The organism is Dryocola sharpae (genome assembly GCF_051307055.1).
Taxonomy (GTDB): domain Bacteria; phylum Pseudomonadota; class Gammaproteobacteria; order Enterobacterales; family Enterobacteriaceae; genus Dryocola.
Map to the genome: position 1 here is coordinate 562898 of NZ_CP149994.1, position 22723 is coordinate 585620.

A 22723-nucleotide genomic window follows, 5' to 3' on the forward strand; every position below is an offset into this window, starting at 1 on the left:
AAAAGGTGTACTGATGAACTGGGACTGGATTTTATTTGATGCCGACGAAACGTTATTTACCTTTGACGCTTTCGGCGGCCTGCAGCGGATGTTTCTCGACTATAGCGTGACGTTCACCGCTGAAGATTTCCAGGATTACCAGGCAATCAATAAACCTTTATGGGTGGATTACCAGAACGGCGCCATCAATGCCCTGCAGCTTCAGCACCAGCGTTTTCAGGGCTGGTCTGAAAGGCTGAGCATACCCGCCGGTGATTTGAACGCCGCGTTTTTGAATGCGATGGCCGAAATCTGCGCGCCGCTGCCGGGCGCTATCTCGCTTCTCGACTCGCTTAAAGGCAAGGTTAAGCTCGGCATCATCACCAACGGCTTTACTGCGCTGCAGCAAATCCGCCTTGAGCGCACCGGCCTGCGGGACTTTTTCGACCTGCTGGTGATTTCCGAGCAGGTCGGCATTGCCAAACCGGACCGCAGAATTTTCGATTATGCCTTCGAACAAATGGGCAATCCGCCGCGCGACCGCGTGATGATGGTGGGCGACACCGCCGAGTCGGACATTCTGGGCGGTATCAACGCAGGCCTTGCCACCTGCTGGTTAAACGCCCACGGACGCAGCCTGCCGGAAGGAATCAACCCAACCTGGCAGGTCTCCTCACTCGGTGAACTGGAGCAACTGTTGTGTAAGCCATGATTGAGACTATTAACAAAGAAGGATAAAGGTGAGTTTCCCTTCTTTGTGGAGCAGCAGCCGAAAATCAATCGATTGATTTTCCTTGTTAATATTCTGGTGTGAACTCTTCAGTTCGCCATTGTATAAAGTTTGTCATCCTTCGGATGATTGTTGATTGTTAAACCCGTCCTGATGGGTAAAATAGCCGCCAGAATACGTTCATTAGCCGCGTGGCCCAGCGCCGCGCGCATTCACAGAAGATACAATTATGACTTTGTCTCCTTATCTGCAAGAGGTGTCGAAACGCCGCACCTTTGCGATCATTTCCCACCCGGATGCCGGTAAAACGACGATTACTGAAAAAGTGCTGCTGTTCGGACAGGCGATCCAGACCGCCGGTACCGTAAAAGGCCGCGGCTCGAGCCAGCATGCAAAATCCGACTGGATGGAGATGGAAAAGCAGCGCGGTATTTCCATTACCACCTCCGTGATGCAGTTCCCGTATCGCGACAGCCTGGTCAACCTGCTTGATACCCCGGGGCACGAAGACTTCTCCGAAGATACCTATCGCACGCTGACGGCGGTGGACTGCTGTCTGATGGTTATCGACGCCGCGAAAGGCGTTGAAGATCGTACCCGCAAGCTGATGGAAGTTACCCGCCTGCGCGATACGCCGATCCTTACCTTTATGAACAAGCTGGACCGCGATATCCGCGATCCGATGGAAGTGCTGGATGAGGTGGAACGCGAGCTGAAAATCGCCTGTTCGCCCATCACCTGGCCTATCGGCTGCGGCAAGCTGTTCAAAGGCGTTTATCACCTTTATAAAGACGAAACCTATCTTTACCAGACAGGTAAAGGCCACACCATCCAGGAAGTGCGCATTGTTAAAGGGCTGGATAACCCCGAGCTTGATGTCGCCGTGGGTGAAGAGCTGGCCGCGCAGCTGCGCGATGAGCTGGAGCTGGTGCAGGGCGCGTCTCACGAGTTCGATCGTGACCTGTTCCTTGAAGGGGAGCTGACGCCGGTCTTCTTCGGTACCGCGCTGGGTAACTTCGGCGTTGACCATATGCTCGATGGCCTCGTTGAGTGGGCGCCAGCCCCGATGCCGCGTAAAACCGATACCCGTGAAGTGGAAGCGGCGGAAGAGAAGTTCACCGGCTTCGTGTTTAAGATTCAGGCCAATATGGACCCGAAACACCGTGACCGCGTGGCCTTTATGCGCGTGGTGTCCGGTAAATATGAAAAGGGCATGAAGCTGCGCCAGGTTCGCACCGGCAAAGACGTGGTGATTTCCGATGCGCTGACCTTTATGGCAGGCGACCGTTCGCACGTTGAAGAAGCGTACCCGGGCGACATCATCGGCCTGCATAACCACGGCACCATCCAGATTGGCGACACCTTTACCCAGGGCGAGATGATGAAGTTTACCGGTATTCCGAACTTCGCACCGGAGCTGTTCCGCCGTATTCGCCTGCGCGATCCGCTCAAGCAGAAGCAGCTGCTTAAAGGCCTGGTTCAGCTTTCTGAAGAAGGTGCGGTGCAGGTGTTCCGTCCTGTCACCAACAACGACCTTATTGTAGGTGCGGTGGGCGTGCTGCAGTTTGACGTGGTGGTCGCACGACTTAAAAGCGAATACAACGTCGAAGCGCTCTACGAGTCCGTGAACGTGTCGACGGCTCGCTGGGTAGAAAGCAACGACGTGAAAAAGTTTGAAGAGTTCAGGCGCAAAAACGAAGTGCAGCTGGCGCTCGACGGCGGGGATAACCTGGCGTATATCGCGCCAACCATGGTTAATCTTAACCTGACGCAGGATCGTTATCCGGATATTGTGTTCCGCAAAACCCGCGAGCATTAATCCCCCCGCAGGGCGCGGCCGCCGCCGTGTCCTGCTACTTTTCCTGTCTTTTTAATCCCTTACGGATTGTTCTTAATTTCCTGTAATTCCTCTGCATTCGCCTGTTTTTCCACCGCCGCCACCATGCAATTTTGCGATTGTGATCTATATTTAACAAAGCAATGACAACACGAACGGATAAATATCCCAATCGTTAACGGTTTTACGGGATGTTTTGAAGGCTAGTTTTGCTGTTGCAATATTAATAACTGCTTTAACTCATGAAGGACGTGATATCGGACAGGGCGAATAGCCATACGGTTTGGTTATCACGGAAGTTACAGACTGAGAGCAAGCTTAGGCTTTTGCCTTTTCAGCAAAGCTGCCACGTTGTGGCCCGACGCTCAAATTCTGAGCAAACTTACAGGAATAAATCGATGACTACGACTAAGATTTCGAAAACTCTGCTGGCGGTGGTTCTGGGTTCGGTTCTGGCAAGCGGTTCTGCCCTTGCGGAAGAGACCATGACGAACAAGGCTGAATCAACGGCTGACTCCGCAGGGAAAAAAATCGATAGCTCTATGAATAAAGTCGGTAATTTCATGGACGATAGCGCCATCACCGCAAAAGTTAAAGCCGCGCTGGTGGACGATGAAAATATTAAAAGCACCGATATCTCGGTGAAAACCGATAAAAAAGTTGTCACGCTGAGCGGTTTTGTTGAAAGCCAGGCTCAGGCGGAGCAAGCGGTATCCGTTGCTAAAGGCGTTGAAGGCGTCTCCTCCGTAAGCGATAAGCTTCACGTGCGCGATGGAAAAGGGAAATCGGTAAGCGGTTATGCCGGCGATGCCGCCACTACCAGCGAAATCAAGGCTAAACTATTAGCAGACGACATCGTGCCGTCTCGTAACGTTAAAGTGGAAACCAACGATGGCGTTGTTCAGCTTTCAGGCCATGTGAAGAACGATGCTCAGTCTGAACGTGCTGAGAGCATCGCCAAAGCCGTTGACGGCGTGAAGAGCGTTAAGAACGACCTGAAAGTAGAGTAATCATATTATACCGAAACTCATTCCCGCGGATTGACCGGGGGAATCAGTCAGCACTATCGCTACTCATATATCGCCAGTGGGCAGCCTGAAGGCACTCATTAAGAAGCGATTCGAGTTCACTATGGTTAAGGAGAGGCTTATGTTTCGTTGGGGCATTATTTTTCTGGTAATCGCGTTGATTGCAGCAGCTTTAGGCTTTGGTGGCCTGGCTGGTACCGCAGCGGGTGCTGCTAAAATCGTCTTCGTGGTAGGTATTATTCTGTTCCTGGTCAGCCTGTTTATGGGCCGTAGACGTCCATAGCGTGCTATAACAGTAAGAGACCGACCCCAGAGCCAGTCATTTATGACTGGCTCTCGCGTTTTTGCTCTCCTGGTTGTTGGGGGGCAGTTGACAAAAATAATCAGGCTTCAGGAAAGCAGTGTGGGACAACGTATACCCGTAACGCTTGGCAATATCGCGCCGCTTGCCGTTAAACCGTTTCGTCCCGGTAAACTCGCCATTATTTGCGAAGGCGGCGGACAGCGTGGGATTTTTACAGCCGGGGTACTGGACGAATTCATGCGCGCCGAATTCAACCCTTTCGATCTGTTCCTGGGCACTTCGGCTGGCGCGCAAAACCTTTCCGCTTACGTCTGCAATCAACCGGGCTACGCGCGCCGCGTGATTACCCGTTTTACGACTACTCGCGACTTCTTCGATCCGCTGCGTTTTGTGCGCGGAGGCAACCTGATTGACCTCGACTGGCTTGTTGAATCAACGGCCGCAAAACTGCCGCTCTCTATGTCCCATGCCGATCGGCTTTTCGAGACGGGTAAACAGTTTTATATGTGTGCGTGTCGCAGCGATGACTATTCGCCCGGCTACTTTTCGCCGACCAGCGATACGTGGCTGAACCTCATCAAGGCCTCAAGCGCTATTCCGGGGTTTTATCGTTCCGGGGTGGATATCGACGGTATCAGCTATCAGGATGGCGGCATAAGCGATGCTATTCCGGTTCGCGAAGCCGCGCGCCTCGGCGCCGATACGCTGGTGGTGATCCGCACCGTTCCTTCGCAAATGTTTTACACGCCGGAGTGGTTTAAGCGCATGGAGCGCTGGCTGGGCGACAGCAGCCTGCAACCGCTGCTCAATCTTGTGCAGCATCACGAGGCAAGCTATCGGGACATTCAGGGCTTTATTGAAAAACCGCCGGGAAATCTGCGTATCTTTGAAATTTATCCTCCTAAGCCGCTGATGAGTAGCGCGCTGGGCAGCCGCCTGCCGTCGCTAAACGCCGACTATAAAACGGGGCGCCTGTGCGGGCGCTACTTCCTCGCCACGGTTGGCAGGCAGCTGGCGGCGAAGCCGCCAGTCAAACGACATCGCCCACGTATCATTACGCCGGGGCCGCTGGTTGTGCCGCCTGCGGTCGTGGCTAACGAACCTCTGATTCAAACCGTGGTGGACGCGGCGGAAGCCAACGATGCCTCTTTTAACAATGAGGACACGGCGTAATGGCTAAATTTTACGATACCCATTGCCACTTTGATTTCCCGCCTTTTGCCGGCGACGAAGCCGACAGCCTCGTGTTAGCGCAGCAGGCAGGCGTGGAGAAAATTATCGTCCCGGCAATTGAAGCGGAGCGCCTTGCTACCGTGCTGGCGCTGGCGGAACAGCATGCTGCTCTCTATGCTGCGATAGGCCTGCATCCGATTGTTATCCATAAACATCAGGACGCTTCCCTGGCTTTGCTGGAGCATCATCTCAGGCAGCGTGCTGAAAAACTGGTGGCCATCGGAGAGATCGGCCTCGATCTCTACATGAACGATCCAATGTTTGAGAGGCAGGAAGCTCTGCTTGATGCGCAGCTTAAGCTGGCGAAGCGCTATGAGCTGCCGGTGATCCTTCATTCGCGCCGCACCCATGACAAACTGGCCATGCACCTTAAACGCCACGATTTACCGCGCACCGGCGTAGTACACGCCTTTGCCGGCAGCCTGCAACAGGCCGAGCGGTTTGTCGAGCTGGGCTATTTCCTCGGCGTGGGGGGCACCATCACCTATCCCCGGGCCAGCAAAACCCGCGATGTTATCTCTCGTCTTCCCCTTTCCTCACTGCTGCTGGAAACGGATGCGCCGGATATGCCCCTTAACGGCTGGCAGGGTCAGCCGAACCGCCCGGAACGGGTTGCAGACGTCTTCCGGATCCTGTGCGAGCTGCGTGCGGAACCTCCGCAGGAGATTGCCGGCGCGTTGATTTATAACGCAGACAAATTATTTCACTGGTAATGGGTTATCAAAATGATGTGAGATGCGTCACTTAATAAGATAAACGTTTCTCTGGATTTGTAGAAATAAGTGATAGCGATAGCAGTTTGACCGACACCTGCGGCTATAATCCGCGCGTTGGGCGAAAACCGTTGCGCTTTTTTATTTCCATATAATACACAGGGAAACTGTATGCAAATCCTCATGGGTCTGGTCGGCATGATAGTACTGCTGCTGATCGCTGTTTTACTCTCCAGTAACCGTAAAGCCATTAATCTACGTACCGTGCTGGGCGCCTGGCTGATTCAGGTCGGCATCGGCGCGTTAATTCTTTATGTACCGGTCGGACGCAAAGTTTTGCTCGCTATGTCAGAAGGGGTGGCAAACGTCATTGCCTACGGCAACGCGGGGATCTCCTTCCTGTTCGGCGGGCTGGTTTCCGATAAAATGTTCGAAGTGTTCGGCGGCGGCGGCTTTGTGTTTGCGCTGCGCGTACTGCCGATTATCGTCTTCTTCTCCTCGCTGATTGCCGTGCTTTATTACCTCGGTATTATGCAGCTTGTTATCCGTATTCTCGGCGGCGGTCTGCGTAAGGTACTGAAGACTTCCCGTACCGAATCCCTTTCAGCCACGGCGAACATTTTCGTCGGGCAAACCGAAGCGCCGCTGGTGGTTCGTCCTTACATCGCAACCATGACCCGTTCCGAGCTGTTCGCGGTAATGTGCGGCGGCCTGGCTTCCGTTGCCGGCTCCGTGCTGGCGGGGTATGCGCAAATGGGCGTGCCGCTGGAATATCTGATTGCCGCGTCGTTTATGGCGGCGCCTGGCGGCCTGCTGTTCGCCAAGCTGATCCTGCCGGAAACCGAAGTGCCGAACGACGCGCCCGAGCTGGAATCGATGAAAAACGATCCGGATCGCCCGGCAAACGTGCTGGATGCCGCCGCTTCCGGCGCTGCTTCCGGTATGCAGCTGGCGCTGAACGTGGGGGCGATGCTGCTGGCGTTTGTGGCGCTGATCGCCTTGCTTAACGGCATGCTCTCCGGCATTGGCGGCTGGTTTAACTATCCGCAGCTTTCAATGGAGCTGATCCTGGGCTGGGTATTCTCGCCGCTGGCGTGGATTATCGGCGTGCCGTGGAGTGAAGCGAATGTGGCCGGTTCGTTTATCGGGCAGAAGCTTATCATTAACGAATTCGTGGCTTATCTGAACTTTGGCGAATACCTGAAAGATGACGCGACCGTTGCGGCTGCCGGGTTACAGGTTCTTTCTGACCACACGAAAGCAATTATTTCCTTCGCGCTGTGTGGGTTTGCTAACCTTTCTTCTATAGCGATTCTGATAGGTGGCCTCGGCAGCATGGCGCCAGGGCGTCGTCACGATATTGCCCAGCTTGGCCTGAAGGCGGTGGCGGCAGGCACGCTTTCGAACCTGATGAGCGCCACTATCGCAGGCGTCTTCCTCGCGCTATAGCCATTAATCGGCAATGTTAGAATTATAACATTACATCCGAATCCCTGGCCGGCGCCTTGCCGGCCATTTTCCTCGCGGAATGCGCATTTTATCGCGTTATTTTGTCTGTTAAATCACTTATACTATGGAAAGTATGTAATTCCGCCTTTGGCTTTTGTGAAGCAATACACAAATTGTCGTGATAGCGAGTGTTAGAATTATAACATTGCTGCCGGCAATGTGCGGTGAGAAGGATCTCAACGTGATGGCGACCCGGGTTGCCACTCCTCTTCATGGAACCAAGTCCGCTCCAACGTGTTGAGTTTCGCAAGCCCGAGACTTCTGTACCTTCTGTTGGAGAACGTTATGACCGATTTAACTGCAAGCAGCCTGCGCGCGCTGAAACTGATGGACCTGACCACCCTGAACGACGATGACACCAGTGAAAAAGTCATCGCGCTGTGCCATCAGGCGAAAACCGCAGCAGGCAACACCGCAGCGATTTGCATCTACCCACGTTTTATTCCGATCGCGCGTAAAACCCTCAATGAGCAGGGCACGCCGGATATCCGTATCGCCACCGTCACCAACTTCCCGCACGGCAACGATGATATCGACATCGCTGTGGCAGAAACCCGTGCCGCTATCGCTTACGGTGCGGATGAAGTGGACGTTGTGTTCCCGTATCGCGCGCTGATCGCGGGCAACGAGCAGGTTGGTTTCGATCTGGTGAAAGCCTGTAAAGAAGCCTGCGCTGCGGCAAACGTGTTGCTTAAAGTTATCGTCGAAACCGGCGAGCTGAAAGAAGAAGCGCTTATTCGTAAAGCTTCTGAAATCGCTATCAAAGCGGGTGCCGATTTCATCAAAACCTCTACCGGTAAAGTGCCGGTCAACGCAACGCCTGAAAGCGCGCGCATCATGATGGAAGTTATCCGTGATATGGGCGTGGAAAAAACCGTTGGCTTCAAACCGGCGGGCGGCGTGCGTAGCGCTGAAGATGCAGCGCTGTTCCTCTCTATTGCCGATGAACTCTTCGGCGCTGACTGGGCCGATTCCCGTCACTACCGCTTTGGCGCTTCCAGCCTGTTAGCCAGCCTGTTAAAAGCGCTGGGCCACGGCGACGGCAAAAGCGCCAGCAGCTATTAATCTCTCCGGCGGCGGGTTCACCGCCGCATTTACCTGATGAACTCAGGGGGTTACCTTGTTTCTCGCTCAAGAAATTATTCGTAAAAAACGTGATGGTCTGCCGTTAAGCGACGAAGAGATCCGCTTCTTTATCAACGGCATTCGCGACAACACCGTTTCCGAAGGGCAGATTGCCGCGCTGGCGATGACCATCTTCTTCCATGATATGAGCATGCCGGAACGCGTGTCGCTGACGATGGCGATGCGGGATTCAGGAACCGTGCTGGACTGGAAGAGCCTTAATCTCAACGGTCCGATTGTGGATAAGCACTCCACCGGCGGCGTGGGCGATGTGACTTCGCTGATGCTCGGCCCGATGGTGGCGGCGTGCGGCGGCTATATCCCGATGATCTCTGGCCGTGGTCTGGGCCACACCGGCGGCACGCTCGATAAGCTCGAAGCGATCCCGGGCTTTGATATTTTCCCGGACGATAACCGTTTCCGCGACATCATCAAGGATGTCGGCGTGGCGATTATCGGCCAGACCAACTCGCTGGCCCCTGCGGATAAACGCTTCTACGCCACGCGCGACATTACCGCGACCGTGGACTCCATACCGCTGATTACCGGCTCAATCCTTGCGAAGAAACTGGCCGAAGGGCTGGATGCGCTGGTGATGGATGTGAAAGTGGGCAGCGGCGCATTCATGCCAACTTACGAGCTCTCTGCCGAACTGGCGGAAGCGATTGTCGGGGTTGCCAACGGAGCTGGCGTCAAAACCACCGCGCTGCTGACCGACATGAACCAGGTACTGGCTTCAAGCGCGGGTAACGCGGTTGAAGTGCGCGAAGCGGTGCAGTTCCTCACCGGCGAATACCGTAACCCGCGCTTGCTGGAAGTTACCACCGCGCTTTGCGTGGAAATGCTGCTTTCCGGCAAACTCGCCGCAGACGAGGCGGAGGCGCGCGCTAAGCTTCAGGCCGTGCTGGACAACGGCAAAGCGGCGGAAGTGTTTGGCCGCATGGTTGCGGCGCAAAAAGGCCCGGCTGACTTCGTTGAAAACTACGCGAACTATCTGCCAACCGCCGTGCTGAGCAAAGCGGTCTACGCTGACCGCACCGGTTTTGTGAGCGAAATGGACACCCGGGCGCTGGGCATGGCCGTGGTTTCCATGGGCGGCGGTCGCCGTCAGGCTTCCGATACTATCGACTACAGCGTGGGCTTCACCGATATGGCTCGCCTGGGCGACGCCGTTGATACCTCGCACCCGCTGGCCGTTATCCACGCTAAAGACGAAGCAAGCTGGCAGGAAGCGGCGAAGGCGGTGAAAGCGGCAATTACGCTTGACGATAAAGCGCCGCAGGAAACGCCGACGGTCTATCGCCGAATCGCTGAATAACGGTATACTGATCTGATCGCTTTTTTATAGAGCACAAGATACGGAGAACATATGAAACGTGCATTTATTATGGTGCTGGACTCCTTCGGCATCGGTGCTACTGAAGACGCTGAGCGCTTCGGCGACGCCGGGGCTGATACTTTAGGCCACATTGCCGAAGCCTGCGCGAAAGGTGAAGCGGATAACGGCCGTAAAGGTCCTCTCAACCTGCCAAACCTGACTCGTTTAGGGCTGGTGAAAGCCCATGAAGGCTCGACGGGTAAAGTGGCGGCGGGCATGGACGGCGACGCCGAAGTGACCGGCGCCTACGGCTGGGCTCACGAGCTTTCATCCGGTAAAGATACCCCGTCCGGCCACTGGGAAATCGCAGGCGTGCCCGTGCTGTTCGACTGGGGCTACTTCTCCGATACGCAAAACAGCTTCCCGCAGGAGCTGCTGGATAAGCTGGTTGAGCGTGCGAATCTGCCGGGCTACCTGGGCAACTGCCATTCTTCCGGTACCGTGATTCTGGATGAGCTGGGCGAAGAGCATATGAAAACCGGCAAGCCGATTTTCTATACCTCCGCTGACTCCGTGTTCCAGATTGCCTGCCACGAGGAAACTTACGGTCTGGATAAACTCTACGAGCTGTGCGAGATAGCACGCGAAGAGCTGACCGAAGGCGGATACAACATCGGTCGCGTTATCGCTCGTCCGTTTATCGGCGACAAACCGGGTCACTTCCAGCGTACCGGTAACCGTCACGACCTGGCCGTTGAGCCGCCGGCGCCAACCGTGCTGAAAAAACTGGTCGAAGAGAAAAACGGCCAGGTGGTTTCCGTAGGTAAAATCGCCGATATCTATGCCCACGTCGGCATCACTAAAAAAGTGAAAGCCACCGGCCTGGATGCGCTGTTTGATGCCACCATCAAAGAGATGAACGATGCGGGCGACGACACTATCGTGTTCACCAACTTTGTTGATTTCGACTCTTCCTGGGGCCACCGCCGCGACGTAGCGGGCTATGCCGCCGGTCTGGAGCTGTTTGACCGCCGCCTGCCGGAGCTGATGGAGCTGCTCAAAGAGGACGATATTTTAATCCTCACCGCGGATCACGGCTGCGATCCAACCTGGAAAGGTACCGATCACACTCGTGAGCATATCCCTGTGCTGATTTACGGCCACAAAGTAAAAGCCGGCTCCCTCGGCCACCGTGAAAGCTTTGCGGATATCGGCCAGACCCTGGCGAAATATTTCGGTCTTTCCGATATGGAATATGGCAAAAACATGCTGTGATTTTGTCGGGCGCAAGGCTTTGCGCCCGAACTGAACCTCTTTAAACCAAGGAATAACAAAGATGGCAACGCCACACATTAATGCAGAAATGGGTGATTTCGCAGACGTCGTACTGATGCCGGGCGACCCGCTGCGCGCGAAACACATCGCTGAAACCTTCTTCGAGGACGTGCGTGAAGTGAACAACGTGCGCGGTATGTTGGGTTACACCGGGACTTATAAAGGCCGTAAGGTGTCCGTTATGGGTCACGGCATGGGCATCCCATCCTGCTCTATCTACACCAAAGAGCTGATCACCGATTTCGGCGTGAAGAAAATCATCCGCGTGGGTTCCTGCGGCGCGGTTCGTGCTGACGTGAAACTGCGTGACGTGGTTATCGGCATGGGCGCATGTACCGATTCCAAAGTGAACCGCCTGCGTTTCAAAGACCATGATTTCGCGGCTATTGCGGACTTCGACATGGTTCGTAACGCGGTTGATGCGGCTAAAGCGCTGGGCGTTGATGCCCGCGTCGGCAACATCTTCTCCGCCGATCTCTTCTACACGCCGGACCCGCAAATGTTCGACGTGATGGAAAAATACGGCATCCTGGGCGTGGAAATGGAAGCGGCCGGTATCTACGGCGTGGCGGCGGAATACGGCGCGAAAGCCCTGACCATCTGCACCGTGTCTGACCATATCCGTACCCATGAACAGACCACCGCGGCGGAACGCCAGACCACCTTTAACGATATGATCAAGATCGCGCTTGAATCCGTATTGTTGGGCGATAAAGAGTAATCCCGCAAGGGCGCTGTTCCGCGCCCTTTATCTTTCATATATCTATTCATAAATTTCTCGCTTTCAACCTGCACGCCTTTACCCATCATATCTTTAGCGCTATAAATCTATTCAGGTATCTATTCACTAATCTATTCTCATGAGCGCATTAACGGATTTATTGCTGCAAGGGCCTCAGCCTGCAAACCCGCTGCGCCAGCGGCTGGGCGTCAGCCAGGCGACGTTTTCACGCCTTGTGAACGCTGAACAAAACGTCATCAAAGCAGGGCAGGCCAGAGCGACGAGATATGCTTTGCTAAGGCCCGTGCGTCTGATTCGTCAGTTTCCTTTGTGGCAAACAGACCATGAAGGAAGGGCGTGGCGTTTCGGAGAGCTTTATCCCATCTGGCCGCAGGGCAGCTGCCTTGTGATACTGAATAACGGTACTGCGCAGTGGTTTGATGGATTGCCATGGTATTTAACCGATCTGCGCCCGCAGGGTTTTTTGGGCAGGGCCTGGGGACGCCGGTTAGCGCAGCAGACGGGTTTGCCGGAGGATATTCGTTTATGGCGGGAAGAGGATGTTCTGCTGGCACTTTCCCATCAGGCGCCAGAAAATCTGGGCGGCTGGCTGGTGGGAGAGGAAAGCTATCGCCGCTGGTTTGAAGCGCCGGCGCCGCAGGCCATTCCTGAATCTGACAAACTCTCTGCGTATGGCGAAATGGCAAACGAAGCTTTAGCCGGGGAGAGAGTGGGATCGTCTGCAGGCGGCGAGCAGCCGAAGTTTACCTGCTATGCGCAGACCGAAGCGGGCCCCGCGCAGATTATCGTTAAATTTACCCCGCCGGCGCACAATGAAAACAGCCAGCGCTGGGCTGATTTGCTGCATGCCGAGGCGCTGGCGCTAAACATATTAAATCAGGCCGGCATTACAGCATGCGCGGCCCGGGTGCTGGTGAATCAACAGCGACAGGCATTCCTGGAAGTTGTCCGCTTTGACTGCACCGGCCTGCGCGGTCGTCTGGGGATCGTATCTCTTGAAGCCGTGCAAGGCGAGTTCGCAAGCGGGCCGCTGCACTGGCCAGCGGCGATGGCTGAACTCGTTTCGCAGAAGATTACAGAACCTGCAACGCTGCGTCTGGTGCAACGGGTGTGGGCGTTTGGCCGCTTGATCGCCAACAGCGATATGCATGCGGGCAACCTCTCTTTCTATCTTTCCGATATGCCGCTTCGTTTAGCGCCCGTCTATGACATGCTGCCGATGGCTTTTGCCCCCAACAGCGCCGGGAACATGCGAAGAGAGCCTCTCACGCCGCAAATAGATCCGCTAGTGCCGGGCGATATCTGGCAGGAAATAGTGCCGTTAGCCCGGCAATTCTGGCTTGAAGCAGGCCAGAATAACGCTATCAGCGAAGCGTTTCGTGAGCTGAGCAGAAAGATGGCGCGCCAGCTCGATGCCGTTGAGGAGGCTATCCGGCGTCTTGCTTAACGCACGGTCTGCGCAATCCACGCGCTGACTTCCCGCAGCTCTAACTCCTGCTCCGGGAAGTCGGCAATCAGCGTTTCGCACTGCTGCTGCAGCATATCGCTACGATACAGGCAGCCCTGCAGGCGGGCGGCCAGCGCTTCGAGCGGGGCGGGATTCAGGCTATCGGTAAAGATCTGCGTGCGGGTGATATGGCCTTTCTCGACGTCGAAATGCAGCTCGATGCCGCCCCAGATGAAGCGCTGATCCAGCAGATGGCTGAAGGCGGGCGCCTGGCCGAAGTTCCACTCCCAGCTGCTCTGGCGGGCAAAGGTTTCGGCGAAGGCCGGCAGATCCGGCAGGGCCTCCGGCGAGATATGCTCGGCTTCAACGCGTTCGCCGTAGTAGTCAAAAAAGGCTTCGCGCACCGCCGCAAAAATAGCTTCATAGCTCAGGCCCGGCAGCAGATCGCCCAGATTGGCTACGCGCCCACGGACGGAGGTGATGCCTTTTGCCCGCAGTTTTTTCGGATCCGGATTGAGGTAGTTCGCCAGGCGGCTGAGGTCGGCATTGAGCAGTAACGTGCCGTGGTGGAAGCCACGATCCAGCGTTTCCTTATAAGCCGAGCCGGAAACTTTGCGCGCGCCTTGCGCGGTTAACACTTCCAGATCGTTTCGTCCGGAGGCTTTGGCATTGATACCCAGTGCATTCAGGGCGTTGACGACGATAGCCGTCGACACGCTTTTATCATATTCCGGCTTGCCCGCCATAAACGTAAAGCAGGTATTACCTAAATCATGAAAGACCGCGCCGCCGCCGCTGCTGCGCCTTGCCAGCCGCACGTTGTCCTCTTCCATGCGTCGGGTGTTGCACTCTTTCCACGGGTTTTGCGCCCGGCCAATCACCACGGTGTCGGCGTTGCGCCATAAAAAGAGCACGCGCTGCGTGGCGGGCATCTGGCGGAAAATACACTCTTCCACCGCCAGGTTGAACCAGGGATCGTGCGAGTCAGAAATAAGCAGGCGTAACGTAGACATATCAGGAGTCCTTTTCTTCATCTTCTTTCACCTCGGTGCTGGCGGTAAGAAGAAAGGGTGACTGCTGCCAGCGGGTGCGTTTGCCCTGCAGCAGCGTGCGGGTCAGAACGATGCCAATCGCCAGCGCCAGCAGCATCATCAGGCGCAGAATATTGGTGGTGTTATCCACCTGTTTGGCTTCCGTGGGCAGGCTATGGGTATCAAGCGTGATGCGCAGATAGCCGATAGGGCTCTCTTTGTCGATAATGGGTTCGACAATCTGCTGGTTAAAATAGCTGCCCGCTTTTTTGCCGTCTAATGCCAGACGGTCGCGCACGTCGATGCCTTCACCCGCCCGGGCCACCCGATCGCCTTCGTCGTTATAGACGCCTGCATCCAGAATTCGGCTGTCGCGGGTGAGCAAAGTCAGCATTGCATTGATGCGTTTTTCATCCGGATTTTCTGATTTCATCAGGGGAATCAGGCTGAAGCTGACCTGGCGTGCCAGCGTGCGGGCCAGCTCTTCAAGCTGGACGCTGCGGGCCTGCTGATGCTCCTGGCTGAACCATGATGCGCCCTGCATCAGCGCCACCAGAAGCGCAAGGCAGATAAGTACAATCACTGCACGATGAAGCCTGAATTTCATTTTTGCCCGAGCCATAATGCGCCTTAAGAAAATTGCTTACTTTAATGTTGCCAGAAGCGACCTGGACAAGGTAGCCTCATGCGTTCTTTTGTACCGGCCTTTATCTTTTTTCAGGAGCTGTAATGCCAAATAGTTTGACCTGGTGCGACTTGCCCAACGACGTTGCCCTCTGGCCTGGATTGCCGCTGTCGTTAAGCGGTGATGAAGTCATGCCGCTGGATTACCGGGCGGGCCGCAGCGGCTGGCTCCTGTATGGCCGGGATCTCGATAAAGCCTGCCTTAATCGCTACCAGCGTAAACTGGGCGCGGCGATGGTTATCGTGGCCGCCTGGTGCGTGGAAGATTATCAGGTTATCCGTCTTGCGGGTTCATTAACGCCGGTTGCGACGAAGCTTGCTCATGATGCCGGGCTGGATGTCGCCCCGCTGGGAAAAATTCCGCATCTGCGCACGCCGGGCCTGCTGGTGATGGATATGGACTCCACCGCGATTCAAATCGAATGCATCGACGAGATAGCTAAACTCGCCGGCACGGGCGAGATGGTGGCCGAAGTGACCGAACGCGCGATGCGCGGCGAGCTGGATTTTACCGCCAGCCTGAAGCAGCGCGTGGGCACCCTGAAAGGGGCGGACGCGTCGATTTTACGCCAGGTGCGTGATGAGCTGCCGTTGATGCCGGGCCTGACGTCGCTGGTGCTAAAGCTTGAATCTCTCGGCTGGAAAGTCGCCATCGCTTCCGGCGGGTTTACCTTCTTTGCAGAATATCTGCGCGATAAACTGCATCTCACCGCCGTGGTGGCGAATGAGCTTGAAATTCGCGACGGTAAACTGACCGGCGAAGTGGTAGGCCAGATTGTCGATGCGCAGTTTAAAGCCGGGACGCTCAAACGCCTGGCAACCAACTATGACATCCCGGTCGAGCAGACCGTTGCGATTGGCGACGGGGCCAATGATTTACCGATGATTCAGGCCGCCGGGCTGGGGATTGCTTACCATGCCAAGCCGAAGGTCAATGAAAAGACAGAGGTGACTATCCGCCATGCCGACCTGATGGGTGTATTCTGTATTTTATCCGGCAGCCTGATTCAGGAAGAGCGTTAATTCCTGCAAAGAAAGAAGGAAAAAGCGTGGTTTTTCCTTCTTTGTGATTGAACCGCCGAAAAGCATTTGATTTTCCTTATTTATTTTTTGCGACACTCCGACCTTCCGCAATAGCATGAGGTTTGTCATCAGTCTGGAGGTAAAAGGTGGCGAAAGCTCCAAAACGCGCATTTGTCTGTAATGAGTGCGGTGCGGATTATCCGCGCTGGCAGGGGCAGTGCAGCGCCTGTCATGCCTGGAATACCATCACCGAAGTGCGCATCGCCGCCTCGCCAACCGTCGCGCGTAATGAACGCCTGTCTGGCTATGCGGGCAGCGCGGGCGCAAGCCGGGTGCAAAAGCTTTCTGAAATCAGCCTCGAAGAGCTTCCGCGTTTCTCAACAGGCTTTAAAGAGTTCGACCGAGTGCTGGGCGGCGGCGTGGTGCCGGGCAGCGCCATTCTGATTGGCGGTAACCCGGGCGCCGGTAAATCGACCCTCTTATTGCAAACGTTATGCAAACTCAGCGCGCAGATGAAAACGCTGTACGTCACCGGCGAGGAGTCTTTGCAGCAGGTCGCTATGCGCGCCCATCGTTTAGGGTTGCCAACCGCGAATCTGAACATGCTTTCGGAAACCGGCATCGAGCAAATCTGCATGATTGCCGAGGAAGAAGCGCCGAAGCTGATGGTTATCGACTCCATTCAGGTAATGCATATGGCGGACGTACAGTCTTCGCCGGGCAGCGTGGCGCAGGTGCGTGAATCTGCCGCTTACCTGACGCGCTTTGCCAAGACCCGCGGCGTGGCGATTATTATGGTCGGCCACGTCACCAAAGACGGTTCGCTTGCCGGGCCAAAAGTGCTTGAGCACTGCATCGACTGTTCGGTGATGTTAGACGGCGACGCCGATTCGCGCTTCCGCACGCTGCGCAGCCATAAAAACCGCTTTGGCGCGGTCAACGAGCTGGGCGTGTTTGCGATGACGGAACAGGGCCTGCGCGAAGTCAGCAACCCTTCGGCCATCTTCTTAAGCCGCGGCGATGAAATCACGCCGGGCAGCTCGGTGATGGTGGTCTGGGAAGGCACGCGCCCGCTGCTGGTGGAGATCCAGGCGCTGGTGGATCAGTCAATGATGTCTAACCCGCGCCGCGTCGCCGTGGGCCTGGAGCAAAACCGCCTAGCTATTCTGCTGGCGGTGCTGCACCGTCATGGCGGGCTGCAGATGGCGGATCAGGATGTGTTCGTAAACGTAGTCGGCGGCGTAAAGGTCACCGAAACCAGCGCCGACCTGGCGCTGTTGCTGGCGATGGTCTCCAGCCTGCGAAACAGGGCGCTGCCGCAGGATTTAGTGGTCTTCGGCGAAGTCGGGCTGGCAGGGGAGATCCGGCCGGTGCCAAGCGGCCAGGAGCGTATCTCTGAAGCGGCAAAACACGGCTTTAAGCGCGCGATTGTCCCCCAGGCTAACGTGCCGAAAAAACTACCGGAAGGAATGCAGGTCTTCGGCGTGAAAAAGCTCGCGGATGCGCTGTCGGTCTTTGACGACTTATAATTGATTATTCGCCCAATTTTGCAGGAGGCAGGCAGCATGTCGTTTGAGTACCTGAAGACCGCGATTCGTCAGCAGAGCGTTACGCTGCAACAGGTGGCAGAAGCCTGCGGCATGACCAAGGGCTATCTTAGCCAGCTGTTAAACGCCAAAATTAAAAGCCCAAGCGCCCAGAAGCTGGAAGCGCTGCACCGTTTTCTTGGCCTGGAGTTCCCAAGGCGTGAGAAAAAGGTGGGCGTGGTGTTCGGAAAGTTTTATCCGCTGCATACCGGCCATATCTATTTAATCCAGCGCGCCGCAAGCCAGGTCGATGAGCTACACATCATCATGGGCTATGACGAAACCCGCGACCGCCTGCTGTTTGAGGACAGCGCCATGTCCCAGCAGCCCACCACCGGCGACCGCCTGCGCTGGCTGCTGCAGACCTTCAAATATCAGAAAAATATCCGCATCCATTCGTTCAATGAAGAGGGCATGGAGCCGTACCCGCACGGCTGGGATGTCTGGAGCCGCGGCATTCAAGCGTTTATGGAAAGCAAAGGCATCAACGCCGACCGTATCTACACCTCGGAAGAGAGCGATGCTCCGCGGTTTACGGAACAGCTCGGCATTGAAACGGTGCTTATCGATCCGAAGCGTACCTTTATGAATATCAGCGGCGGGCAGATCCGCGAAAATCCGTTTCGCTACTGGGAATATATTCCAACCGAGGTCAAACCGTTCTTTGTCAGAACCGTGGCGATTCTGGGCGGCGAATCGAGCGGCAAATCGTGGATGGTGAATAAGCTCGCCAACATCTTCAATACTACCAGCGCCTGGGAATATGGCCGGGATTACGTCTTTTCGCACCTGGGCGGCGATGAGATGGCGCTCCAGTATTCCGACTATGACAAAATCGCCATCGGGCACGCCCAGTACGTGGATTTTGCGGTGAAATACGCCAATAAAGTGGCCTTTATCGATACCGATTTCGTCACGACCCAGGCGTTCTGCAAAAAGTATGAAGGGCGGGAGCATCCGTTCGTACAGGCGCTGATTGACGAATACCGTTTCGACCTGGTGATCCTGCTGGAAAACAATACGCCGTGGGTCGCCGACGGCCTCAGGAGCCTGGGCAGCGATGCGGACAGGAGGTCTTTCCAGGATCTGCTGATCTCAATGCTTGAAGAGAACAACATCAGCTACGTTCATGTTGAAGAATCTGACTACGATTCCCGCTTTCTGCGCTGCGTTGAGTTGGTCAAAGAGATGACTGGCGGGCAAGGATAGCCTGGCGACATAAAAAAGGGGCGCCTTTGCGCCCCGTTTTTACTACTTGGCGATACGTTTGTACTTGATACGCTTAGGCTCCAGCGCATCCGCACCCAGGGTGCGTTTTTTGTACTCTTCATATTCGGTAAAGTTGCCTTCGAAGAACTCAACTTTGCCTTCATCCTGATAATCCAGAATGTGGGTAGCGATACGGTCAAGGAACCAGCGGTCGTGCGAGATAACCATCGCGCAGCCCGGGAACTCCAGCAGGGCGTTTTCTAACGCGCGCAGGGTTTCGATATCCAGGTCGTTTGTTGGTTCATCGAGCAGCAGCATATTGCCGCCAACCTGCAGCAGCTTCGCCAGGTGCAGTCGACCACGCTCGCCGCCGGACAGCTCGCCGACGCGTTTACCCTGGTCTACGCCTTTGAAGTTAAAGCGGCCAACGTAAGCGCGGCTTGGCATCTCGGTGGTGCCGATACGCATGATATCCTGGCCGCCGGAGACTTCTTCCCAGACGGTTTTGCTGTTATCCATCGCGTCACGGAACTGATCGACGGAAGCCAGCTTCACGGTTTCGCCCAGTTCGATAGCGCCGCTGTCCGGCTGTTCCTGGCCGGACATCATACGGAACAGAGTGGATTTACCCGCGCCGTTCGGGCCGATGATGCCGACGATCGCGCCTTTCGGTACGGAGAAGGAGAGATCTTCAATCAGCAGGCGGTCGCCGTAGGATTTACGCAGATGGGTAACCTCAACGACTTTATCGCCCAGGCGTGGGCCCGGTGGAATAAACAGTTCGTTGGTTTCGTTACGTTTCTGGTATTCGGTGCTGTTAAGCTCTTCAAAGCGAGCCAGACGCGCCTTGCCTTTCGACTGACGGCCTTTCGCGCCCTGGCGCACCCACTCCAGCTCTTTCTCAATGGATTTACGGCGGGCCGCTTCCGTCGATGCTTCCTGCGCCAGACGTTGATCTTTTTGCTCAAGCCATGACGAGTAGTTGCCTTCCCACGGAATGCCTTCCCCGCGGTCCAGTTCCAGAATCCAGCCTGCTACGTTGTCGAGGAAGTAACGGTCGTGGGTGATCGCCACAACGGTGCCTTCGAAGTCGTGCAGGAAGCGTTCCAGCCAGGCCACGGACTCTGCGTCCAGGTGGTTGGTTGGTTCGTCGAGCAGCAGCATGTCCGGCTTTTCAAGCAGCAGACGGCACAGCGCCACGCGGCGGCGTTCACCGCCGGAAAGGTTGGCGATTTTCGCATCCCACTCCGGCAGGCGCAGCGCATCGGCCGCGCGCTCAAGCTGCACGTTCAGGTTATGGCCGTCGTGCGCCTGAATGATTTCTTCAAACTTGCCTTGTTGGGCGGCGAGTTTATCGAAGTCAGCATCCGGTTCGGCGTACAGCGCGTACACTTCATCCAGACCTTTCAGCGCATTCACCACCTCGGATACCGCTTCTTCAACGGACTCACGAACCGTGTGCTCCAAATTAAGCTGCGGTTCCTGCGGCAGATAACCAATTTTCAGACCGGGCTGCGGACGGGCTTCGCCTTCAATCTCGGTATCAATGCCGGCCATGATGCGCAGCAGAGTGGATTTACCGGCACCGTTCAGACCCAGCACGCCGATCTTGGCGCCAGGGAAGAAACTGAGCGAGATATTTTTCAGAATATGACGTTTCGGCGGGACAACTTTGCCGACACGATGCATGGTATAAACGAATTGAGCCACAGTGCGACTTCGCCTCTTTTTCGTGATGTAAGATGGTTCGTATCAAGGGCGAAGTGTAGCCGTTTTCACCAGGTAATCCCAGCAGGGCACGCGGGTTGTGTTACCCAAAACGGGCTTAAGGCGTTTATTGGCGAAATATCCACATCGGACGTGGCGCATCCGGCTCCCCCTGGTTAGCATGAAGATAGCGTGGCGGCATGATGCCGCCTTACATGTGAGGAGAACTTGTGGGGCAATCCAGACAAGTTGTATGGCGTATGCTGGCCGCAGGCGTTTGCCTGGCAGCGCTCGCCGGTGTGGCCCGGGCCGATTCGCTCGACGAACAGCGCAACCGTTATGCGCAGATCAAACAGGCGTGGGACAACAGGCAAATGGAGGTGGTGCAGCAGATGCTGCCCGGTTTGCAGGACTACCCGCTCTATCCTTATCTGCAATATCGTCTGCTCACCGATGATTTAATGAATGAGCCGGCGGTCTCCGTCAGCCAGTTTATCCAGGCGAATCCAACTTTGCCTCCGGCGCGCTCGCTGAAAACCCGTTTTGTAAACGAACTGGCGCGTCGGGAAGACTGGCGAGGGCTGCTGGCTTTTAGCCCGGAACCGCCGGGCACGACAGAATCAAAATGTAACTACTACTACGCAAAGTGGAACACCGGACAAGCCGATGCCGCCTGGAGCGGGGCGAAAACGCTGTGGCTGAGCGGTAAGAATTTACCTGCGAGCTGCGATCGCCTGTTCTCGGCCTGGCGTTCATCCGGGACGCAGGACCCTCTGGCGTACCTGGAGCGTATCCGCCTGGCGATGAAAGAAGGCAATACCTCGCTGGTGACGAGCCTGGCAAACCAGATGCCCGCAGACTACCAGACCATTGCCAGCTCGCTTATCAGCCTGCAAAACGATCCTGATACCGTGCTTACTTTTGCCCGCACCGTCGGGGCGACAGATTTTACTCGCCAGGCGGCTGCGGTAGCCTTTACCCGCATTGCGCGTCAGGATGCGGAAAACGCGCGCCTGATGATCCCTTCCCTGGTGCAGGCTCAGCAGCTGAGTGAAGATCAGGCCCAGCAGCTGAAAGAGACCGTAGCCTGGCGCCTGATGGGCAACGATATCACCTCTGAGCAGGCCAGCTGGCGCGATGACGTAATCATGCGCTCGCAGTCTACCTCACTGGTTGAGCGCCGCGTGCGCATGGCGCTGGGCGCAGGGGATCGCGCGGGGCTGAATACCTGGCTTGCGCGCCTGCCGATGGATGCCAAAGAAAAAGACGAATGGCGCTACTGGCAGGCCGATCTCCTGCTTGAGCGCGGACGCGAAGCTGAAGCGAAAGAGATCCTTCACGCGCTGATGCAGCAGCGTGGTTTTTATCCGATGATCGCCGCCCAGCGCCTGGGCGAGGAGTATCCTCTGCGCGTCGATAAAGCAGGAGCGGTTAATCCGGCGCTGGTACAGGGGCCTGAAATGGCTCGCGTGCGGGAGCTGATGTACTGGAACATGGATAATACCGCCCGCAGCGAGTGGGCGAATTTGATTACCAGCCGCAGCAAACCAGAGCAGGAAGGGCTGGCGCGTTACGCCTTCGAGCAACGCTGGTGGGATCTGAGCGTGCAGGCGACGATCGCCGGCAAGCTGTGGAATCATCTCGAAGAGCGCTTCCCGCTGGCCTATAAGGATACTTTCGCCCGCTATATCAGCGGCAAAGCTATTTCACAAAGCTATGCGATGGCTATCGCCCGTCAGGAGAGCGCCTGGAACCCGAAAGTGCGATCGCCGGTGGGGGCCAGCGGTCTGATGCAGGTGATGCCTGCTACTGCGGCGCATACGGTGAGCAAGTTCGGTCTGGCAGGATACAGCAGTCCGAATCAGCTGCTGGATCCGGATACCAATATCAATATTGGCACGACCTATCTGGAGTCTGTTTATCAGCAGTTTGAGAACAACCGTATTTTCTCCTCGGCAGCGTATAACGCCGGGCCCGGGCGAGTCAGAACATGGCTTGGCAACAGCGCAGGGCGCATTGATGCGGTCGCCTTTGTGGAAAGTATCCCGTTCTCCGAAACGCGCGGCTATGTGAAAAACGTGCTGGCTTATGACGCCTACTATAAGTATTTCATGGGCGAATCCGCGCCGTTGTTAACGGACACCGAGTGGCGGCGCCGGTATTGATTTCAGGGAGTTTATGTT

At 55.9% G+C, this 22723-nt stretch carries 19 protein-coding genes; 16 read left to right on the forward strand and 3 right to left on the reverse strand.

Annotated elements, in window-relative coordinates; translation table 11 throughout:
- The first annotated feature begins 13 nt into the window (after positions 1-13).
- The 12 genes from yjjG (at position 14) to yjjJ (ending at position 13300) form a co-directional block, all read left to right on the forward strand.
- A complete protein-coding gene (gene yjjG / locus WLO31_RS02735) occupies positions 14-691 on the forward strand; it encodes a pyrimidine 5'-nucleotidase (RefSeq protein WP_435928992.1) in 678 nt (225 codons plus the stop codon).
- Between the two features lie 247 nt (positions 692-938).
- Entirely contained in the window at positions 939-2528 is a 1590-nt protein-coding gene (gene prfC / locus WLO31_RS02740) for a peptide chain release factor 3 (RefSeq protein ID WP_435928993.1), read from the forward strand.
- 416 nt (positions 2529-2944) lie between these two features.
- A complete protein-coding gene (osmY, locus tag WLO31_RS02745) occupies positions 2945-3556 on the forward strand; it encodes a molecular chaperone OsmY (RefSeq protein ID WP_435928994.1) in 612 nt (203 codons plus the stop codon).
- 139 nt (positions 3557-3695) lie between these two features.
- Positions 3696-3857 carry a DUF1328 domain-containing protein gene (locus tag WLO31_RS02750; protein WP_002437547.1) on the forward strand — a complete coding sequence of 54 codons (162 nt, stop codon included), beginning with the start codon at positions 3696-3698 and terminating at the stop codon, positions 3855-3857.
- Positions 3858-3977: 120 nt separating this feature from the next.
- Positions 3978-5051 carry a patatin-like phospholipase family protein gene (locus tag WLO31_RS02755; RefSeq protein ID WP_435928995.1) on the forward strand — a complete coding sequence of 358 codons (1074 nt, stop codon included), beginning with the start codon at positions 3978-3980 and terminating at the stop codon, positions 5049-5051.
- Complete coding sequence (locus tag WLO31_RS02760) at positions 5051-5824, forward strand: TatD family hydrolase (RefSeq protein WP_435928996.1); 774 nt, start codon at positions 5051-5053, stop codon at positions 5822-5824. The genes WLO31_RS02755 and WLO31_RS02760 overlap by 1 nt, the downstream gene beginning before the upstream one ends.
- 171 nt (positions 5825-5995) lie before the next feature.
- Positions 5996-7273: a NupC/NupG family nucleoside CNT transporter gene (locus tag WLO31_RS02765; RefSeq protein WP_435928997.1), complete on the forward strand. Its 1278-nt coding sequence runs from the start codon at positions 5996-5998 to the stop codon at positions 7271-7273.
- Between the two features lie 345 nt (positions 7274-7618).
- Positions 7619-8398: a deoxyribose-phosphate aldolase gene (gene deoC, locus WLO31_RS02770; RefSeq protein ID WP_435928998.1), complete on the forward strand. Its 780-nt coding sequence runs from the start codon at positions 7619-7621 to the stop codon at positions 8396-8398.
- A gap of 55 nt (positions 8399-8453) precedes the next feature.
- On the forward strand, positions 8454-9776 hold the full coding sequence (deoA, locus tag WLO31_RS02775) for a thymidine phosphorylase (protein WP_435928999.1): 1323 nt from the start codon (positions 8454-8456) through the stop codon (positions 9774-9776).
- A 51-nt stretch (positions 9777-9827) separates the two neighbouring features.
- Positions 9828-11051 (forward strand): phosphopentomutase, encoded by a 1224-nt coding sequence (deoB, locus tag WLO31_RS02780; protein WP_435929000.1) that lies wholly within the window; start codon positions 9828-9830, stop codon positions 11049-11051.
- 61 nt (positions 11052-11112) lie between these two features.
- Complete coding sequence (gene deoD / locus WLO31_RS02785) at positions 11113-11832, forward strand: purine-nucleoside phosphorylase (RefSeq protein WP_202301367.1); 720 nt, start codon at positions 11113-11115, stop codon at positions 11830-11832.
- Between the two features lie 139 nt (positions 11833-11971).
- On the forward strand, positions 11972-13300 hold the full coding sequence (yjjJ, locus tag WLO31_RS02790) for a type II toxin-antitoxin system HipA family toxin YjjJ (protein WP_435929001.1): 1329 nt from the start codon (positions 11972-11974) through the stop codon (positions 13298-13300).
- Here yjjJ and lplA read toward each other — a convergent pair.
- A complete protein-coding gene (gene lplA / locus WLO31_RS02795) occupies positions 13297-14313 on the reverse strand; it encodes a lipoate--protein ligase LplA (RefSeq protein WP_435929002.1) in 1017 nt (338 codons plus the stop codon). The genes yjjJ and lplA overlap by 4 nt on opposite strands.
- 1 nt (position 14314) lies before the next feature.
- On the reverse strand, positions 14315-14953 hold the full coding sequence (locus WLO31_RS02800) for a YtjB family periplasmic protein (protein WP_435929003.1): 639 nt from the start codon (positions 14951-14953) through the stop codon (positions 14315-14317).
- A 107-nt stretch (positions 14954-15060) separates the two neighbouring features.
- On the opposite strand from WLO31_RS02800, the gene serB reads away from it, so the two are divergent.
- From serB to nadR, 3 genes are all read left to right on the forward strand, one after another.
- Entirely contained in the window at positions 15061-16038 is a 978-nt protein-coding gene (gene serB / locus WLO31_RS02805; protein ID WP_435929004.1) for a phosphoserine phosphatase, read from the forward strand.
- A gap of 146 nt (positions 16039-16184) precedes the next feature.
- Positions 16185-17567 carry a DNA repair protein RadA gene (gene radA, locus WLO31_RS02810; protein ID WP_435929005.1) on the forward strand — a complete coding sequence of 461 codons (1383 nt, stop codon included), beginning with the start codon at positions 16185-16187 and terminating at the stop codon, positions 17565-17567.
- Positions 17568-17603: 36 nt separating this feature from the next.
- Positions 17604-18833, forward strand: a complete 1230-nt coding sequence (nadR, locus tag WLO31_RS02815) for a multifunctional transcriptional regulator/nicotinamide-nucleotide adenylyltransferase/ribosylnicotinamide kinase NadR (protein WP_435929006.1) — start codon at positions 17604-17606, stop codon at positions 18831-18833.
- A 42-nt stretch (positions 18834-18875) separates the two neighbouring features.
- Here nadR and ettA read toward each other — a convergent pair whose 3' ends face one another.
- Positions 18876-20543 carry an energy-dependent translational throttle protein EttA gene (gene ettA, locus WLO31_RS02820; protein WP_435929007.1) on the reverse strand — a complete coding sequence of 556 codons (1668 nt, stop codon included), beginning with the start codon at positions 20541-20543 and terminating at the stop codon, positions 18876-18878.
- A gap of 257 nt (positions 20544-20800) precedes the next feature.
- Between ettA and sltY the strand changes: the two genes are divergently transcribed.
- Entirely contained in the window at positions 20801-22705 is a 1905-nt protein-coding gene (sltY, locus tag WLO31_RS02825; RefSeq protein WP_435930487.1) for a murein transglycosylase, read from the forward strand.
- Positions 22706-22723: the final 18 nt, after the last annotated feature.

Bases quoted from the DNA above. Each gene is read 5' to 3' on its own strand.
- yjjG (WP_435928992.1), top strand. From the start codon at position 14: ATGAACTGGGACTGGATTTTATTTGATGCCGACGAAACGTTATTTACC.
- prfC (WP_435928993.1), top strand. From the start codon at position 939: ATGACTTTGTCTCCTTATCTGCAAGAGGTGTCGAAACGCCGCACCTTT.
- osmY (WP_435928994.1), top strand. From the start codon at position 2,945: ATGACTACGACTAAGATTTCGAAAACTCTGCTGGCGGTGGTTCTGGGT.
- WLO31_RS02750 (WP_002437547.1), top strand. From the start codon at position 3,696: ATGTTTCGTTGGGGCATTATTTTTCTGGTAATCGCGTTGATTGCAGCA.
- WLO31_RS02760 (WP_435928996.1), top strand. From the start codon at position 5,051: ATGGCTAAATTTTACGATACCCATTGCCACTTTGATTTCCCGCCTTTT.
- WLO31_RS02765 (WP_435928997.1), top strand. From the start codon at position 5,996: ATGCAAATCCTCATGGGTCTGGTCGGCATGATAGTACTGCTGCTGATC.
- deoC (WP_435928998.1), top strand. From the start codon at position 7,619: ATGACCGATTTAACTGCAAGCAGCCTGCGCGCGCTGAAACTGATGGAC.
- deoB (WP_435929000.1), top strand. From the start codon at position 9,828: ATGAAACGTGCATTTATTATGGTGCTGGACTCCTTCGGCATCGGTGCT.
- deoD (WP_202301367.1), top strand. From the start codon at position 11,113: ATGGCAACGCCACACATTAATGCAGAAATGGGTGATTTCGCAGACGTC.
- yjjJ (WP_435929001.1), top strand. From the start codon at position 11,972: ATGAGCGCATTAACGGATTTATTGCTGCAAGGGCCTCAGCCTGCAAAC.
- lplA (WP_435929002.1), bottom strand. From the start codon at position 14,313: ATGTCTACGTTACGCCTGCTTATTTCTGACTCGCACGATCCCTGGTTC.
- WLO31_RS02800 (WP_435929003.1), bottom strand. From the start codon at position 14,953: ATGGCTCGGGCAAAAATGAAATTCAGGCTTCATCGTGCAGTGATTGTA.
- serB (WP_435929004.1), top strand. From the start codon at position 15,061: ATGCCAAATAGTTTGACCTGGTGCGACTTGCCCAACGACGTTGCCCTC.
- nadR (WP_435929006.1), top strand. From the start codon at position 17,604: ATGTCGTTTGAGTACCTGAAGACCGCGATTCGTCAGCAGAGCGTTACG.
- sltY (WP_435930487.1), top strand. From the start codon at position 20,801: ATGCTGGCCGCAGGCGTTTGCCTGGCAGCGCTCGCCGGTGTGGCCCGG.